We start from the raw sequence: 14,302 nt of genomic DNA on the forward strand, positions 1-14,302 counted from the left end.
TCCGGGTCAGAAGGTCTGGCCCAGATTCAGATAAACCGCTTGCTCATCCGCGTCATTCAAGCCGTAGCTGAAATTCAGCGGCCCCAGCGGTGTATCAAACCCAATGAATACACTGGCTGCATTGATGTAGCCGCTGTCGAATTCATTGTCGTTGTTCCACGCTCGACCGCGCTCCAGCGAAGCACCTGCATACAGCGGGAAGTCCAGTGGCAGATACGAGCGCGGCGTCAGGCGACGGTAATACACCGCGCGCATCAGGCTGACGTTCTGCCCGGAAATCGCATCCTCGCGAAACCCGGACAACTGCCGCGCGCCACCCAGCAGAAAGCTTGAAGTCACCACGTTGGCATCATCCAGGGTGCGGCCATAGCGCCCGCCAAGGATCAGCGTGTCCGGCCCACGACTCATGGCTTTGTCGAGTTTGAACTCCCATTGCCGGTAGCGTGTATCCGAACCCAGGCTTGGTTCGAACTGGGTCAGGGTCAGGCCGATGTCTTCGCCTTCGTGCGGGAAGTACACGTTGTCCAGCGAGTCGAACGAGTACTTCAGCGTGTAGAAACCTTCGGTGAAGCTCTCGCTCGGCAGATCCTGATCGCCAATCCGCACGTCGGCCTTGCCCCAGGCCTCGCCGACGCCGAAGCGCACTTCACCGCTATTGCCGATCTGCCGGCCGACATTCAAACCAAAACCATAGCGCTCGACGCGGTACTGGGCGACCGGATCGTTGTCGAGCACCGACTCGACGTTCTGCGCTTCGAACGCGGCGTAGGGCGCGACGAAGTAACGCGAGCCAACATCCAGCGGCTGATAGAACTCGCTGTACAACTCTTGTTTGTCGCCGATCTGCGCCCGCGTCAGCCACTCGGCACCAAGACGGTTGATACCGTTGACCCGGTAACTGGCGCCCAGGTTGAAGGCGCTGTCACCGCGCATATCGTCCGACAGGTTCAGGCCGACGCGCAGATAATCGGTGCCGCTGCGTTTGCCGCGCGCGGTGATCACCAGCGTGTGATTGTCACCTTTGTGCGCCACGCGGTATTGCACTTGCTCAAAGTAATCGAGGCCGTACAAGGTGCCCATGTCCGATTGCAGGCGGCCCATGTCCAGCGGTTCGCCGATGTGCTGGCGGATGTAATAGCGGATCACGTCGTCGCCGACTTTCGAGTCGTTCTCGACCTTGATCGCGGTGATGATCGGCGTGCGCTGACCGGGGGCGCGGGCAGCGTTGAGCTCGGCATCCTGAGTCTGCGCGGGTCTGAGACGGGCGAGGCGCGCATCGAGGATTTTAGTCGCACGGTAGCCGGCGTCGATCATTTCCTGGCCACGGCCGAAATCGGTTGAACCGAAGCTCGCCAGCGGTGGCTGGATCAGCACGTCATTCGGGTGCAGGGTCGCCAGTTGTTCTTCGGAGTTGCGCCGGGTCATCAGAGTGATCGACTGATTCAGCACGTCAACCACGGTGACCAGTTCCTTGCGGTTGCGCAGCGGCGTACCGATGTCGACCACGATGGCCACGTCGACGCCCATTTCCCGCGCCACGTCGAGGGGGATGTTGTCGGTCATGCCGCCGTCCACCAGCAATCGGCCATCGAGCTCGACCGGGGCGAACACCGCCGGGATCGACATGCTGGCGCGAATCACTTGCGGTAGATGACCTTTGCGAAACACCACTTTTTCGCCATTGGCGATGTCGGTGGTCACGGCGCGGAACGGGATTGGCAGCTTGTCGAAATCCCGCGTGTCGCTGGTGTGCGCCAATAAGCTCTCCAGCAGCAGCGCGAGGTTCTGGCCCTGAATCACTCCCAACGGCAAGCCGAGACTGCCGTCGTCGCGGAAGCTGAGTTTCTGTTTAACCAGGAAGTCGCGGTCATCCTGCTTGCGCCGGAACGGTACGTCGCCGCGCGGCGGGGCGTCGGACAGCGCCTGTTGCCAGTCGATGTTCAGGGCAAGTTTTTCCAGCTCGTCGATTTTGTAACCCGAGGCGTACAACCCGCCAATCACCGCGCCCATGCTGGTGCCGGCAATCGCATCGATTTTGATGCCTTGCTCCTCGAGCGCTTTGAGCACGCCAATGTGCGCCAACCCACGGGCAGCGCCACCGGACAGCACCAGGCCGACTTTCGGTCGCGGCACTTCAGCGGCATGGACGAAGATTGGAAGGAAACCAAGCAGCAGGCAGATCAGCAGACGGCGCATCGTGAGTCTCGGGCAGAGCGATAAAGCCGGTTATTATAGCGGCGCCTCTCTGGATCAGGAGTTTCAGCGATCATGACCGTAACAAAAGCGGAAATCGTCATTACTTATTGCACGCAGTGCCAGTGGCTACTGCGCGCCGCATGGCTGGCGCAAGAGCTGCTCAGCACCTTCGGCGATGACCTCGGCAAAGTGTCACTGGTGCCGGGCACCGGCGGCGTGTTTCACATCACCTGCGACGGCACGCAGATCTGGGAGCGCAAGGCCGACGGCGGGTTTCCCGAGGCCAAGGTGCTCAAGCAGCGAGTCCGTGATCAGATCGATCCCGAGCGTGACCTCGGCCACAACGACCGCACTCAGTGAGAGGCAGCTTCGGCGGCGACGGTTTTCTTGTCGGCGCTGCCTGACATCCGGCTCGACACCACGATGGCGACAATGATCAGCGCGCCACCGAGCAACATGCGCAGCGTCGGGTTTTCATCGAATAGCAGCCAGGCGACGGTGATGCCGTACACCGGCTCCATGGCAAACACCACCGCAGCGGTGCGCGCCTTGATCACCGCGAGGCTGGCGACAAACAGACTGTGCGCGACGGCTGTGCAGAATACTCCGAGCAGGGCAATCCACAGCCAGTCAATGGCCCGCACTTCGCTGAGTTGCGGCGCCGCCACCGGCAGCAGACACAGCGCCACCACCACGTTCTGACACAGCGCCGCCTGCACCGCCGGAATGCGCCCGGAGCTGGCGCGGTTGGTCAGTGACAAGAGGGAAAACAGCAGGCCAGAGAGAATCGCCCAGAGCAACCCGGTGGTCGCGCCGCTGGCGAGATCGAACGCCGGGGTCACCAGCACCAGACCGACGCTCACCAGCACCACCAACAGAATCTCGTTGGCGCGGATGCGTTCGCGGAAGATCAGCCCTTCAAGAATCACTGTGAAGGCCGGGAAACTGGCGAAACCCAGCGTAGCGATAGCGACTCCGGCGACTTTTACCGCGATGAAAAAACTCACCCAGTGCCCGGCCAGCAATACGCCGCTCAACGCCAATCGACGCCAGTCCACAGCCTGAAGTTTTTGCCAGCCCTGCTGACTGGCGAAGCGCGCGAAAAAGGCCAGTGCGAGCACGGCAAACGCGGCACGGCCGAACACGATCACCGCAGGCGAGGCGGCCGCGAGTTTGCCGAATACGCCGGTCAGGCCGAACATCAGTGCGCCAATATGCAGGGCGCCGAGGGCGGTACGGGGAGTCATTGCTGTCCTTGGATCGAATACATTTGCGCCATTGAATCGTGTTCTGCCTGATGTGTCTGTCAGCAGACTACCGACAGTTGTCGTCAGCCCCGTGTCGCATTTGTGTAGGAGACATCCTGAAGTCGTCCTGTGAATTGTTCAAGCGTTGTCACGAGACTGACGCACAGTTGTCATGGACGATTAACCCACCGGGCGCAGAGTGGCAAAAACATCGTAGAGGGTCGCCCATGACCAGCGCCGAGCTTGCCAGACCCAGCCGTAAACAACGCGTGCGGACCCTGTGGATCTCCGACGTGCACCTTGGCACCAAAGATTGTCAGGCCGAGCATCTGTCGCAGTTTCTCAAGGGCTATCACGCCGATAAGGTCTATCTGGTTGGCGACATCATCGACGGCTGGAAACTGCGCGGCGGCATGTACTGGCCGCAAGCGCACACCAACGTGATTCGCCGCTTGCTGACCATGAGCAAGCGCGGCACCGAGGTGATCTACGTCACCGGCAACCATGACGAATTTCTGCGGCGTTATTCGAAGTTGATCCTCGGCAATATTCAACTGGTCGATGAAGCGGTGCATGTCACGGCAGACGGCCGGCATTTGCTGGTGATTCACGGCGATCAGTTTGATGTGATCACGCGTTATCACCGCTGGCTGGCGTTTCTCGGCGACTCGGCTTATGAGTTCACGCTGACGCTCAACCGTTGGCTCAATCACTGGCGCGCCCGTTACGGCTACGGTTATTGGTCGCTGTCGGCGTACCTCAAGCACAAAGTGAAGACGGCGGTTAGTTTCATCAGCGACTTCGAAGAAGCGATTGCCCATGAATGCGTGAAGCGCGGACTGCATGGCGTGGTCTGCGGGCACATTCACCATGCCGAGATTCGCAAGGTCGGCGAGGTGGATTACCTCAATTGTGGTGATTGGGTGGAGTCGTGTACCGCGTTGATCGAGCATTGGGATGGCACGATCGAGCTGTATCGGCTGGCGGATGCGCAGGCGCGGGAGGCTGAGCTTAAGGCCGCAAAAGTCGCCGAACTGGCCTAGAAGAGGCAAACATTTGTGTTGGTTTTACTGGCCTCATCGCTGGCAAGCCAGCTCCCACAGTGATCGCGGTGTACACGAAACCTGTGGGAGCTGCGGTGCGACGATTCGACTTGCCAGCGATGAGGCCGGTGCAGACAACGTCAAGCCGGGGCGTGTTCTTCCATCGCCGCTTTGTAGATGGAGTTCTTCGGCTGGGCAAACAGCCTTTCCAGCATCGGCTCGAAGAAACTCATCGGCAACGTGTCGTAATCCGGATCAAACGCCGCCGCATCGTACTTGGCGCAAAACTCGACCGTCGCGTGGTACTGCGGATGCTCACTGAACTGCTCGCGCAGGTGCCGATCCATGCCCAAGTGATGGAAGAAGTAGTAGCCCTGAAAAATTCCGTGCTTCTCGACCATCCACAGATTCTCGGCACTGACGAACGGCTTGAGAATCGCCGCCGCAATGTCCGGATGATTGTAGGACCCGAGGGTGTCACCAATGTCATGCAGCAACGCGCAGACCACGTACTCCTCGTCGCGGCCATCGCGAAAGGCGCGGGTCGCGGTTTGCAGCGAGTGGGTCAGGCGATCCACCGGGAACCCGCCGAAATCGCCTTCGAGCAATTTCAGGTGAGCGAGGATCCGCCCCGGCAACTGGCGGGCGTAGGCGCTGAAGTCTGCGGCGATGATCGCCCAGTCCTCTTGCGTACCGTCCTGCATATGGGTGAAGCGGGCATTGGCATTCATCGGCCATCCTCCGGGCACACAACGTATTCAGAACGGCACACGGCCAAGGATCATGTCGCGGTACATCACGAAGTCGCCGAGCAGGCTGTACCACGGATGCTGAAAAGTCGCCGGGCGGTTTTTTTCGAAGAAGAAGTGCCCGATCCACGCAAAGGTGTACCCGGCGACCGGCAGGGCGAGCAACAGCAGCCAGGCGCCTTTGGCGATGCTCAGCGCAAGAATGCAGATCACCAGTGTGGTGCCGACGAAATGCAGGCGCCGGCACGTGCTGTTGTTGTGCTCGCCGAGGTAGTACGGATAGAACTCGGCGAAGCTGTTGAACGGCTTGATGTTTTCCACGACTGCGATCTCTGTGGTTATTGTTCTGATGGCAAGATGTTCGGCGGGTAGCTTATTTGAGTCTAGAGTGATCATTGGCGTCGGCCAGTGACAATCGGCGCCACTTTAGTATCCTTCGCAAATCAGGCCGTGGCATGCGGCCCGTTCTCTAAAAGAAAAACGCCATGAGCGAACGAACGACTTCTGCAAGCTGGGCGATGGGGATTGTCAAAGCACTGGAAATGGACGGTCTGGATTGCCGGGTTCTGTTCAGGCAACTGGGGCTCGACTACGCGGCGCTGGATGATCCGGATGCGCGCTTCCCGCAAGATTCCATGACCCGACTCTGGCAACGGGCAGTCGAGTTGTCCGGCAATCCCGCTATCGGCCTGAATATGGGCAAAGTGGTGCGCCCGGCATCGTTTCATGTCGCTGGTTATGCGCTGATGTCGAGCAACACGCTGGCCGAAGGCTTTCAGCGGCTGGTGCGTTATCAGCGGATCATCGCAGAGAGTGCTGACCTGAGTTTCCGTCTGCTCGATGAAGGGTATGCACTGATTTTGACGGTGCATGGCGACCATCTGCCACCCACCCGGCAAAGTGGCGAAGCCTCGCTGGCCTGCGCGCTGGCCCTGTGCGGTTGGCTGACCGGGCGCACGCTGCACCCGCGCAAAGTGTTGGTGCAGGGCGATCAGCCGGATGATCTGGAACCTTACAGACAAGCTTTTCATGCACCGCTGGTGTTCAACGCGGCGTATGACGCGTTGATCTTCGAGCGTGCCGACATGGAAGCGCCGCTACCGACTGCCAATGAGGCGATGGCGCTGCTGCATGACCGGTTTGCCGGGGAATATCTGGCGCGGTTTTCCGAAAGTCGCGTGACGCACAAGGCACGCCAGGTGCTGTGCCGCTTGCTGCCACAGGGTGAGCCCAAGCGCGATACGGTGGCGCAAACCCTGCACTTGTCCCAGCGCACGTTGCAGCGTCGCTTGCAGGAGGAGGGCACCAGTTTTCAGCAGTTGCTTGATGACACGCGCCGTGAACTGGCCGAGCAATACCTCGCGCAGGCGAGCATGACTCTGCTGGAAATTGCCTATCTCTTGGGCTTCGCTGACCCGAGCAATTTCTTCCGCGCTTTCCGCCGCTGGTTTGACACCACGCCCGGCGATTACCGGGCGCGACTGCTGCAAACGTCGAACGCTGTCAGTGACGCCAGAACGCCGGAATACACAGCACGAACACCGTAATGATCTCCAGTCGGCCGAGCAGCATGCCGAACGACAGAATCCACTTGGCCGCATCCGGCAGCGTCGCAAAGTTGCCGGCCGGGCCGATGGTTTCGCCCAGACCCGGGCCGACGCCCGACACGGTGCTGGCGGCGCCCGTCAATGCCGTCATCCAGTCGACCCCGAGCAGCGACAGCAGCAGGGCGATCACACAGATGGTGATGGCGAAGAAGAACGAAAACGTCAGGATCGAACGCACGATTTCTTCGTCGAGGCGGTGACCGTTGTATTTCTGCTTGATCACCGCGCGCGGGTGGATCAGCTGATTAAGGTTGGCCTTGAGCAGGATGTAGGCGACCTGAAAGCGGAAAATCTTGATCCCGCCCGCCGTCGAGCCGGAGCAGCCACCGACGAAACCCAGATAGAAGAACAGCATCAGCGAGAAATTGCCCCACAGGCTGTAGTCCCCCAGTGCGAACCCTGTAGTGGTGACCACCGAAGTCACGTTCAGCGCCACATGGCGCAACGCTTCCAGCCAATGCAGCTGTGTGGTCCACCAATACCAAGTGCCGAGCACCAGCCAGGTCACCAGCAACATCCCCAGCAAGCCCTGCACTTGCTGATCCTTGATCAGCGCCCGACGGTTGCCGCGTAACGTGGCCACGTACAGGGTGAAGGGAAGGCTGCCGAGAATCATGATGACGATTGCAACCCAGTGCACCGCCGGTTGTGTCCACTTGGCGAGCGATTGGTCGGACGTCGAGAAACCGCCGGTGGAAATTGCCGACATCGCGTGGTTGATCGCATCGAACGGACTCATCCCGGCCCACCAGAAGGCCAGGCTGCCGAGAATGGTGATGCCGACATACGCCGCCACGATCAGGCGCGCCACCATGTGCGAGCGCGGCATGACCTTTTCCGAACGGTCGGAAGATTCGGTCTGGAACAGGCGCATGCCGCCGATTCGCAGCAGCGGCAAAATCGCAACCGCCATGCCGATAAAGCCGATACCGCCGATCCAGTGCAGCAGCGAGCGCCACATCAAAATGCCCGGCGACATGTTGTCCAGACCGTTGAGCACGGTGGCGCCGGTGGCCGTAATCCCGGACATGCTTTCGAAAAACGAGTCGGTGTAGCTGATGTGCTGGGTCAGCAGAAACGGCAACGCAGCGAAAATACACACCACCAGCCAACTGCTGACCGTCAACAGATACATGTCGCGCGGGCGCAGGTGAATGTGTTCCGGGCGTCCGGGAATCACCAGCGCGAGGCCGGCGACGAAGGTGATCATGCTCGCCCAGAGGAACGACGGCAGATCGCCGGTGCGCTCGTAGATCACCAGCGTGGCCATGGGCACGACCATGGCGATGGCCAGGGTGATCAGGAAGATGCCGATGATGAAACCAATGATGCGTAAGGTCGGCAACGCCATGAAGTCCGCTCGGGCTGATGTGGGAAGGTCGCCATTCTACCCGTGGGGCAGGGCATGTAAACCGGCATCCCGGTGGAAGATACCGCTAGAATAGTCGGACATTTTTTCCAGGAGGTGGCCGATGCAGGCTCTCGACGCTTTGCTCAACCGTGTTTCCGTCCCACGACTGATCGATCCGGCCCCGACTGCCGAACAGCGCGAAGCCCTGTTTGGCGCCGCGTTGCGCGCACCGGATCACGGGCATTTGCAGCCTTATCGCTTCCTCACTATCGAAGGCGCGGCACGTGAGCAGATGGGCGAGTTGCTGGCTGAAGCGGCTAAATTGCAGGGCGGCGAAGTGACCGAGGCGGTGATCGACAAGGCGCGTAACGGGCCGCTGCGCGCACCGTTGGTGGTTGTGGTGATCGCGAAGTTGCAGGATCACATCAAGTACCCGAAGGCTGAGCAGTTGCTGGCGGCCGGGTGTGCGGCGCACGGGATCTTGCTGGCGGCGTATGCGCAGGGGATTGGTGCGGTGTGGCGTACTGGGGATCTGGCTTATTCGCAGCACGTGGCGCAAGGCTTGGGGTTGGTCGAGGGTGAGGAAGTGATTGCGTTCCTGTATCTGGGGACGCCGCAGAAAGAGCCGCGTGTTGCAGAGAAGGTTGATCTGGCGGAGTTTGTTAGTGCCTGGCCTGGTAAAGCCTGAAAGCGTTAAAAGCAAACCCCTCACCCTAGCCCTCTCCCAGAGGGAGAGGGGACTGACTGGGGGATGCTTCAGAGGTCCACCGACCTGAAAGGACTTGGCCGAATCCGGAATTGACGCGGTTCAAGTGCTTAGGCCAATCCATAATCGACTCGGTCATTCAGGTCGATGGATGTCGCCAGACACCTCGGTCGGCCCCCTCTCCCTCCGGGAGAGGGCTGGGGTGAGGGGCTCTTCAGGGTTGCACCACAATCCCCGGCACCAACGGCAACTCCAGACTGGCCACAAACCCGCCCTGCGGATGATTCGCCAGCAGCAAACTCCCGCCATGGCGCTCCGCCGCCCGCCGCGCAATCGCCAGCCCCAAACCATGCCCGGCAGCAGTCTGTCCCGGCGCCCGATAAAACGGCTCGCCCAACTGGCTCAAATGCTCAGCCTGCACCCCCGGCCCATGGTCGCGCACACTCACCACAATCCGCTCGCCCTGACGTGTAGCCTGCAATTCAATCGCCTGCCCGACCGGATTGAAGCGCTGAGCATTGCGCAACAGATTGTCCACCGCGCGCTCGATCATGGTCGGCCAGCCTTTGAGGTTCAGTTGCGGCTCGACCTCCAGCCGCACGGTCTGCTCCGGCGAGCCAAGTTGCGCATCCTTTTGCAGCGTGCCGAGCAAGGCATTCAAGTCGACATCTTCGGCGCTGGCATTGTCGGCATCCACCCGTGCCAGTACCAGAATCTCACTGATCAACGCCTCCAGCCGATCACACTCGCGGGTCAGGCGTGGCCAGAGTTTCTCGCGCTCTTCAGGATTGGCCCGTTCGGCCAGCGCCAAGGCAATCCGCAATCGCGCCAGCGGTGAACGCAGTTCGTGGGAAACGTCACGCAGCAACTGGCGCTGACTGCCGATCAGACTTTGCAGGCGCGCGCCCATACGGTTGAAATCGTTGGCCAGCACGCCGAACTCATCGCGCCGGTTGGCCAGTCGCGCCAGGCTGTTTTGTTGATAGGTGGTCTGCCCCAGGTCATGCACCGCACCGCGCAAACGGCTGAGCGGGCGGGTGATGGATAGCGTTACCAGCAGACTGAACAGGGTCAATACCACCAGCGCGATGCCCAGCGCACTCAATGGCCAGAGCAGGCTTTCGCGATGCCAGGAGTCGAGTTCGGGATGGGGGATGCGGTAGATAAAGAGGTAAGTGTCGCCGCTTTTGTCGCTGGTGAACTCGTCGGTCAGACGCCGCCATGGCAGGCGTCGGTCATCGTTGTTCTGGCGTGCTTCGAAGGCGGCCGCTCGGCGTGGAAAGGTGCCGCGCACTACCGGGTCGCCGCTCTCGTTTAGCACTTGCACGTCGATGTGGTATTGGCGTTTGCGCTGTTCGAGGATGTTCTGAGCGGCGTCTTCGCCCTGGGCTTCATAGGTCTGGGTCCAGTCGGCTGCCAGGGTGTTGAGGCCCGGATGGCGGCTGAGAATCCACGCATCCTGATTGAGCATGTGCCCGAGCAGAATGGAGAGCCCTGCAACCAGAGCGATGGCCAGCCAGAAGCTGGCGAGGATACGCCAGAACAATGAACGCACAGAAAATCCTCAAGCAAAGAAAACCCAACGGCGCTGAGCCGTTGGGTTGGGCGTGACACTAGAGCATTATTGCGCCTTTTGCGGCTGTTGCGCTTTCCAGGCTTTGAACTCGGCCCATTCGGCGCGGCGTTCGGCTTTCTTCTTCTGGATCTCGTCGAATTTCTTCTGTTGATCCGGCTTCAGTACCGCACGTACGTCAGATTCGGCTTTCTTGTGGTTGGCGGCCATTTCGTCTTTCAGAGCTTTCTGATCGGCTGGCGAGAGCTTTTCCAGGTACTTGTCGACCGTCTGCTTACGCTCGTGCATCTGCTCGCCCATGATCTTGCGGATCTGCTCGCGCTGTTCGCGGGACAGGTCAAGCTCGCTGTACGGGCCTTTGCCGTGCATGCCGTGCATCTGACCGCCGTGGCGCGGACCGTCGAGCGGGCCACCCATCGGGCCGCCATCTTGGGGCATGGCCATGGCGACGGTTGGCAGAGCGGCAGCGAACATCAGAGCGATAAGAGTCTTGCGCATGGTGTATCTCCTTGTCTCGTTCCCGGTACGTTCCGGATGAGTTCAGATTACGGAGATCAAGGTCAGCGGCGGTCAGCGCAGTGTAAAGCTTGGGTAAACACGCTTTGGTGCCGACCTGACAAAACTTACAGGCTGTAATAGTAGCCGCGGCTGCGCAGCGCCACGATCCGTGGGCGGCCGTCGGGGTGCGGGCCGATCTTTTTGCGCAGGTTGCTGACGTGCATGTCGAGGCTGCGGTCGTACAGGGTCAGCTTGCGGCCGAGGGCGATCTGCGCCAGTTCCTGTTTGTCCAGCGGCTCGCCGGGTTGCTTGAGCAGGGCTTCGAGCAGGCGGCTTTCGGAGACGGTGAGGGTGAATTCCTTTTCCTCGATGCTGACCACGCCGCGCACCGGGCTGAACATCAGATCGCCGAGTTCGACCTGAGTGGTCACGGCCGTCGGATGACTGCGGCGCAATACGGCGCGCAGGCGGGCGGTGAGTTCGCGCGGATCGCAGGGTTTGGCCAGGTAGTCGTCGGCTCCCAGTTCCAGACCGAGGATGCGATCCAGCGGTTCGCCACGGGCCGAGAGCATCAGCACCGGCAGGTCGGCGTGATCGCTGCGCAATTGCTTGAGCAGTTCCAGACCGCTGCCGTCGGGCAGCATGACGTCCAGCACCACGGCGGCGGGTGAGGTTTCGGCCAGTGCCTTGCGGGCGCTCTGGCCGTCGTGGCAGGCGCGCACCTGGAAGCCTTCCTGGCTCAGCCAGCTACTCAGGAGTTCACACAACTCCTGGTCATCATCAATCAGTAACAGCTCGCTCATGACTCACTCAATTTAGCCATTGTCGACGTTTTCGACTTGCACCACTGGCAAAGATACCGCAGAGCAGCGCCAATAGCGCAACTCCGGCCCCAGTGACGAACCATTGCTGCTGATCAGTCAGCAGACGCGGCATTGGACTGGCCTGGGCTTCCTTGAGTTGCAGCTTCAAACGTTGATTTTCCTGACGCAAGCGGCCGAGCTGGGCGCTTTCGCGTTCGTTGTCGGCACTTTGCAATTGTTTGCTCAGTTCTTCGCGCTGCTGCTCGCTGGCCTTGAGGCGCTGCTGCAATTCGGTGATCTGGCTGCCGGCACTTAACGACAATGGCGTCGTGTTGCCGCCCTCAGTCCCTTCCTCGCCATGGGCGGGGGCCACGATCGACAACGTCAACAACATCAGACACAACGGACCCTTGCGCATCGCGACACCTGTTTCCAAATGGATATTGGGCAGGTTGTCGGCAGGCAAACGAGAATAATGAGCGATTGAGAGCAGCAAGAACTATCAAGGTTCAGTGCCAGAAACCATTTCGCCGACCGTGAGGGGATAGGTAACCGTGGCGAGGGAGCTTGCTCCCGCTAGACTGCGCAGCAGTCTCCAGCTTCGTGAGTTGAACAGCGGGGCCGCTCCGCGCCCCAGCGGGAGCAAGCTCCCTCGCCACAAGGTTCTCTACTTGTTAAGGCAGGACTTGCTTGAACGGTTTGACGCTGACGTTGGCGTAGACGCCCGCGGCGATAAACGGATCGGCATCGGCCCAGGCCTGGGCGGCGCTGAGTGAGTCGAACTCGGCGACGATCAGGCTGCCGGTGAAACCCGCTGCGCCCGGATCATTGCTGTCGACCGCCGGGTGCGGGCCGGCCAGGACGATGCGGCCTTCACCCTTGAGTACCTGCAGGCGCTCAAGGTGTGCAGGGCGGGCAGCCAGTCGGGCTTCCAGAGAGTTGGCGACGTCGGTAGCAATGATTGCGTAGAGCATGTCAGTCCTCGGTTTTTGGCGTTGTGGTATCGGTGTCATGCAGGTGACGCGACAGGTAAATACCCTGTGCGATCAGGAACAGCACGGTCATGCCCAGGCTGCCGAACACCTTGAAGTCGACCCAGTAGCTCTGGAAGGTGAAGGCGACAAACAGGTTGGCCGCGCCGCAGAACAGGAAAAACGCGATCCAGGCGATGTTCAAGCGCGTCCAGACCGGATCCGGCAAGGTCAGCGCGTGGCCCATGATGCGTTTGATCAACAGGCGGTCACCGATGAAATGGCTGCCGATGAAGGCCACGGCGAACAGCCAGTTGACCACCGGGGCTTTCCATTTGAGGAACGTTTCGCTGTGGAAGGCCAGGGTCAGGCTGCCGAACACGAGGCAGGCGATCAGGGTCAGCCACTGGCTCTTCTCCAGCTTGCGCTGTTTGATGAAGAGGGCGCCATACACCACCAGGGAGCTGATGATCAGCATCGCGGTGGCGCTGTAAATACCGCCTACAGTCAACTCATGCCCGGCGATATCGACGGTGCGTGGATCGAGTTTGTAGACGATGAAGAACAGCAGAAGCGGGATGAAATCGATGAATTGTTTCACAGTGAGAGCCAGATGCCGGATGTGGCGGCATAATAACAAACATATCGGCGCGCGATAGCGCCAGCTTATTTGAGGTTACACATCCCCGTGAATGTTGATTTGCACTGCCACAGCACGGCCTCCGACGGCGCATTGGCGCCTGCGGTACTGGTTGCGCGTGCGTTTGAAAATGGCGTGCGAGTTCTGGCCCTGACCGATCACGACACCCTCGAAGGCCTCGCCGAAGCGCGCAGCGCCGCCACCGAGCTGGGGATGCAACTGGTCAACGGCGTCGAATTGTCCTGCACCTGGGGCGGCGCGACCATTCATGTGCTGGGCTACGGTTTCGACGTCAACGCCGTACCGTTGGTCGAGGCAATCGCCAGATTGCACGATGGCCGCTGGCTACGGTCGGAAGAGATAAGCCGCAAGCTTGCGCTCAAAGGCATGCCCGGCGCTCTCGAAGGCGCACGGCAGATCCAGCAGGAACTCGGCGACAGCGGCAACGCCCCGGCCCGTCCGCATTTCGCCGACTGGATGGTGCGTGAAGGCTTCGTCAAGGATCGCGCCGAAGCGTTTCGCAAATGGCTCGGCGCCGGCAAGCTCGGTGACGTCAAACAACACTGGCCGACCCTGGAAGAGACTGTCGGCACGCTGCGCGCCGCCGGGGCCTGGGTCAGTCTGGCGCATCCGTGGCACTACGATTTCACCCGCAGCAAGCGCCGAAAACTGATTGCCGACTATATTCAAGCAGGCGGGCACGCAATCGAGGTGGTCAATGGCCATCAGCCCGCAGAACAGGTGGGCAGCCTGGCGATCCTTGCCCGTGAGTTCGGTCTGCTGGTCAGTGCCGGCAGTGATTTTCATGGCCCTGGTGGCTGGTCCGAGATCGGCCAGTACCGGCCGCTTCCTGAGGACCTGCCGCCCCTGTGGTGCCGGTTCAAACATGACACAGTTATTGCCGCCGTCTGAACAGGT

The 14,302-nt window shown here is 60.6% G+C and carries 16 protein-coding genes; 5 read left to right on the plus strand and 11 right to left on the minus strand.

What is annotated here, in order from left to right; translation table 11 throughout:
- Nucleotides 1-6 precede the first annotated feature (6 nt).
- Nucleotides 7-2,196, minus strand: a complete 2,190-nt coding sequence (locus tag ACP7EE_RS15345) for a patatin-like phospholipase family protein (RefSeq protein WP_426235079.1) — start codon at nucleotides 2,194-2,196, stop codon at nucleotides 7-9.
- A 72-nt stretch (nucleotides 2,197-2,268) separates the two neighbouring features.
- Here ACP7EE_RS15345 and ACP7EE_RS15350 point away from each other — a divergent pair, with 72 nt between their 5' ends.
- Complete coding sequence (locus ACP7EE_RS15350; protein ID WP_426235080.1) at nucleotides 2,269-2,556, plus strand: SelT/SelW/SelH family protein; 288 nt, start codon at nucleotides 2,269-2,271, stop codon at nucleotides 2,554-2,556.
- Here ACP7EE_RS15350 and ACP7EE_RS15355 read toward each other — a convergent pair.
- Nucleotides 2,550-3,443, minus strand: coding sequence for a DMT family transporter (locus ACP7EE_RS15355; RefSeq protein ID WP_426204854.1), 894 nt, complete (start codon nucleotides 3,441-3,443; stop codon nucleotides 2,550-2,552). The genes ACP7EE_RS15350 and ACP7EE_RS15355 overlap by 7 nt on opposite strands.
- Nucleotides 3,444-3,670: 227 nt before the next feature.
- On the opposite strand from ACP7EE_RS15355, the gene ACP7EE_RS15360 reads away from it, so the two are divergent.
- Complete coding sequence (locus tag ACP7EE_RS15360) at nucleotides 3,671-4,486, plus strand: UDP-2,3-diacylglucosamine diphosphatase (RefSeq protein WP_426204856.1); 816 nt, start codon at nucleotides 3,671-3,673, stop codon at nucleotides 4,484-4,486.
- A 140-nt stretch (nucleotides 4,487-4,626) separates the two neighbouring features.
- On the opposite strand, the gene ACP7EE_RS15365 is transcribed toward ACP7EE_RS15360, so the two are convergent.
- Both ACP7EE_RS15365 and ACP7EE_RS15370 read right to left on the minus strand, forming a co-directional pair.
- Nucleotides 4,627-5,217 carry an HD domain-containing protein gene (locus ACP7EE_RS15365; RefSeq protein ID WP_426204858.1) on the minus strand — a complete coding sequence of 197 codons (591 nt, stop codon included), beginning with the start codon at nucleotides 5,215-5,217 and terminating at the stop codon, nucleotides 4,627-4,629.
- Nucleotides 5,218-5,244: 27 nt separating this feature from the next.
- Nucleotides 5,245-5,556: an Mpo1-like protein gene (locus ACP7EE_RS15370; RefSeq protein ID WP_426235081.1), complete on the minus strand. Its 312-nt coding sequence runs from the start codon at nucleotides 5,554-5,556 to the stop codon at nucleotides 5,245-5,247.
- Between the two features lie 164 nt (nucleotides 5,557-5,720).
- Between ACP7EE_RS15370 and ACP7EE_RS15375 the strand changes: the two genes are divergently transcribed.
- Complete coding sequence (locus tag ACP7EE_RS15375; protein ID WP_426204860.1) at nucleotides 5,721-6,782, plus strand: AraC family transcriptional regulator; 1,062 nt, start codon at nucleotides 5,721-5,723, stop codon at nucleotides 6,780-6,782.
- Here ACP7EE_RS15375 and ACP7EE_RS15380 read toward each other — a convergent pair.
- Nucleotides 6,739-8,193 carry a TrkH family potassium uptake protein gene (locus tag ACP7EE_RS15380; protein WP_420647913.1) on the minus strand — a complete coding sequence of 485 codons (1,455 nt, stop codon included), beginning with the start codon at nucleotides 8,191-8,193 and terminating at the stop codon, nucleotides 6,739-6,741. The genes ACP7EE_RS15375 and ACP7EE_RS15380 overlap by 44 nt on opposite strands.
- A 121-nt stretch (nucleotides 8,194-8,314) precedes the next feature.
- Between ACP7EE_RS15380 and ACP7EE_RS15385 the strand changes: the two genes are divergently transcribed.
- Nucleotides 8,315-8,881, plus strand: coding sequence for a nitroreductase family protein (locus ACP7EE_RS15385; protein ID WP_426235082.1), 567 nt, complete (start codon nucleotides 8,315-8,317; stop codon nucleotides 8,879-8,881).
- 232 nt (nucleotides 8,882-9,113) lie between these two features.
- Here ACP7EE_RS15385 and ACP7EE_RS15390 read toward each other — a convergent pair whose 3' ends face one another.
- From ACP7EE_RS15390 to ACP7EE_RS15415, 6 genes are all read right to left on the minus strand, one after another.
- Nucleotides 9,114-10,454, minus strand: coding sequence for an ATP-binding protein (locus ACP7EE_RS15390; RefSeq protein WP_426235083.1), 1,341 nt, complete (start codon nucleotides 10,452-10,454; stop codon nucleotides 9,114-9,116).
- Between the two features lie 66 nt (nucleotides 10,455-10,520).
- Nucleotides 10,521-10,970 (minus strand): Spy/CpxP family protein refolding chaperone, encoded by a 450-nt coding sequence (locus ACP7EE_RS15395; protein ID WP_426235084.1) that lies wholly within the window; start codon nucleotides 10,968-10,970, stop codon nucleotides 10,521-10,523.
- A 125-nt stretch (nucleotides 10,971-11,095) separates the two neighbouring features.
- A complete protein-coding gene (locus ACP7EE_RS15400) occupies nucleotides 11,096-11,773 on the minus strand; it encodes a response regulator transcription factor (protein WP_420647917.1) in 678 nt (225 codons plus the stop codon).
- Nucleotides 11,774-11,780: 7 nt separating this feature from the next.
- On the minus strand, nucleotides 11,781-12,191 hold the full coding sequence (locus tag ACP7EE_RS15405) for a translation initiation factor 2 (RefSeq protein ID WP_426235085.1): 411 nt from the start codon (nucleotides 12,189-12,191) through the stop codon (nucleotides 11,781-11,783).
- 256 nt (nucleotides 12,192-12,447) lie between these two features.
- Entirely contained in the window at nucleotides 12,448-12,747 is a 300-nt protein-coding gene (locus ACP7EE_RS15410) for a YciI family protein (RefSeq protein ID WP_420647919.1), read from the minus strand.
- A 1-nt stretch (nucleotide 12,748) separates the two neighbouring features.
- Entirely contained in the window at nucleotides 12,749-13,345 is a 597-nt protein-coding gene (locus ACP7EE_RS15415) for a septation protein A (protein ID WP_420647920.1), read from the minus strand.
- An 87-nt stretch (nucleotides 13,346-13,432) separates the two neighbouring features.
- On the opposite strand from ACP7EE_RS15415, the gene ACP7EE_RS15420 reads away from it, so the two are divergent.
- Nucleotides 13,433-14,296 carry a PHP domain-containing protein gene (locus tag ACP7EE_RS15420; protein ID WP_426235086.1) on the plus strand — a complete coding sequence of 288 codons (864 nt, stop codon included), beginning with the start codon at nucleotides 13,433-13,435 and terminating at the stop codon, nucleotides 14,294-14,296.
- Nucleotides 14,297-14,302 lie beyond the last annotated feature (6 nt).

The sequence above is a fragment of the Pseudomonas sp. TWP3-2 genome (assembly GCF_049897765.1).
Taxonomy (GTDB): Bacteria; Pseudomonadota; Gammaproteobacteria; order Pseudomonadales; family Pseudomonadaceae; genus Aquipseudomonas.

What these genes read in the sequence shown, in the direction of transcription:
- ACP7EE_RS15405 (WP_426235085.1), bottom strand. Translation starts at nt 12,191, where the DNA reads ATGCGCAAGGGTCCGTTGTGTCTGATGTTGTTGACGTTGTCGATCGTG.
- ACP7EE_RS15410 (WP_420647919.1), bottom strand. Translation starts at nt 12,747, where the DNA reads ATGCTCTACGCAATCATTGCTACCGACGTCGCCAACTCTCTGGAAGCC.
- ACP7EE_RS15385 (WP_426235082.1), top strand. Translation starts at nt 8,315, where the DNA reads ATGCAGGCTCTCGACGCTTTGCTCAACCGTGTTTCCGTCCCACGACTG.
- ACP7EE_RS15400 (WP_420647917.1), bottom strand. Translation starts at nt 11,773, where the DNA reads ATGAGCGAGCTGTTACTGATTGATGATGACCAGGAGTTGTGTGAACTC.
- ACP7EE_RS15345 (WP_426235079.1), bottom strand. Translation starts at nt 2,196, where the DNA reads ATGCGCCGTCTGCTGATCTGCCTGCTGCTTGGTTTCCTTCCAATCTTC.
- ACP7EE_RS15395 (WP_426235084.1), bottom strand. Translation starts at nt 10,970, where the DNA reads ATGCGCAAGACTCTTATCGCTCTGATGTTCGCTGCCGCTCTGCCAACC.
- ACP7EE_RS15375 (WP_426204860.1), top strand. Translation starts at nt 5,721, where the DNA reads ATGAGCGAACGAACGACTTCTGCAAGCTGGGCGATGGGGATTGTCAAA.
- ACP7EE_RS15350 (WP_426235080.1), top strand. Translation starts at nt 2,269, where the DNA reads ATGACCGTAACAAAAGCGGAAATCGTCATTACTTATTGCACGCAGTGC.
- ACP7EE_RS15380 (WP_420647913.1), bottom strand. Translation starts at nt 8,193, where the DNA reads ATGGCGTTGCCGACCTTACGCATCATTGGTTTCATCATCGGCATCTTC.
- ACP7EE_RS15365 (WP_426204858.1), bottom strand. Translation starts at nt 5,217, where the DNA reads ATGAATGCCAATGCCCGCTTCACCCATATGCAGGACGGTACGCAAGAG.
- ACP7EE_RS15360 (WP_426204856.1), top strand. Translation starts at nt 3,671, where the DNA reads ATGACCAGCGCCGAGCTTGCCAGACCCAGCCGTAAACAACGCGTGCGG.
- ACP7EE_RS15355 (WP_426204854.1), bottom strand. Translation starts at nt 3,443, where the DNA reads ATGACTCCCCGTACCGCCCTCGGCGCCCTGCATATTGGCGCACTGATG.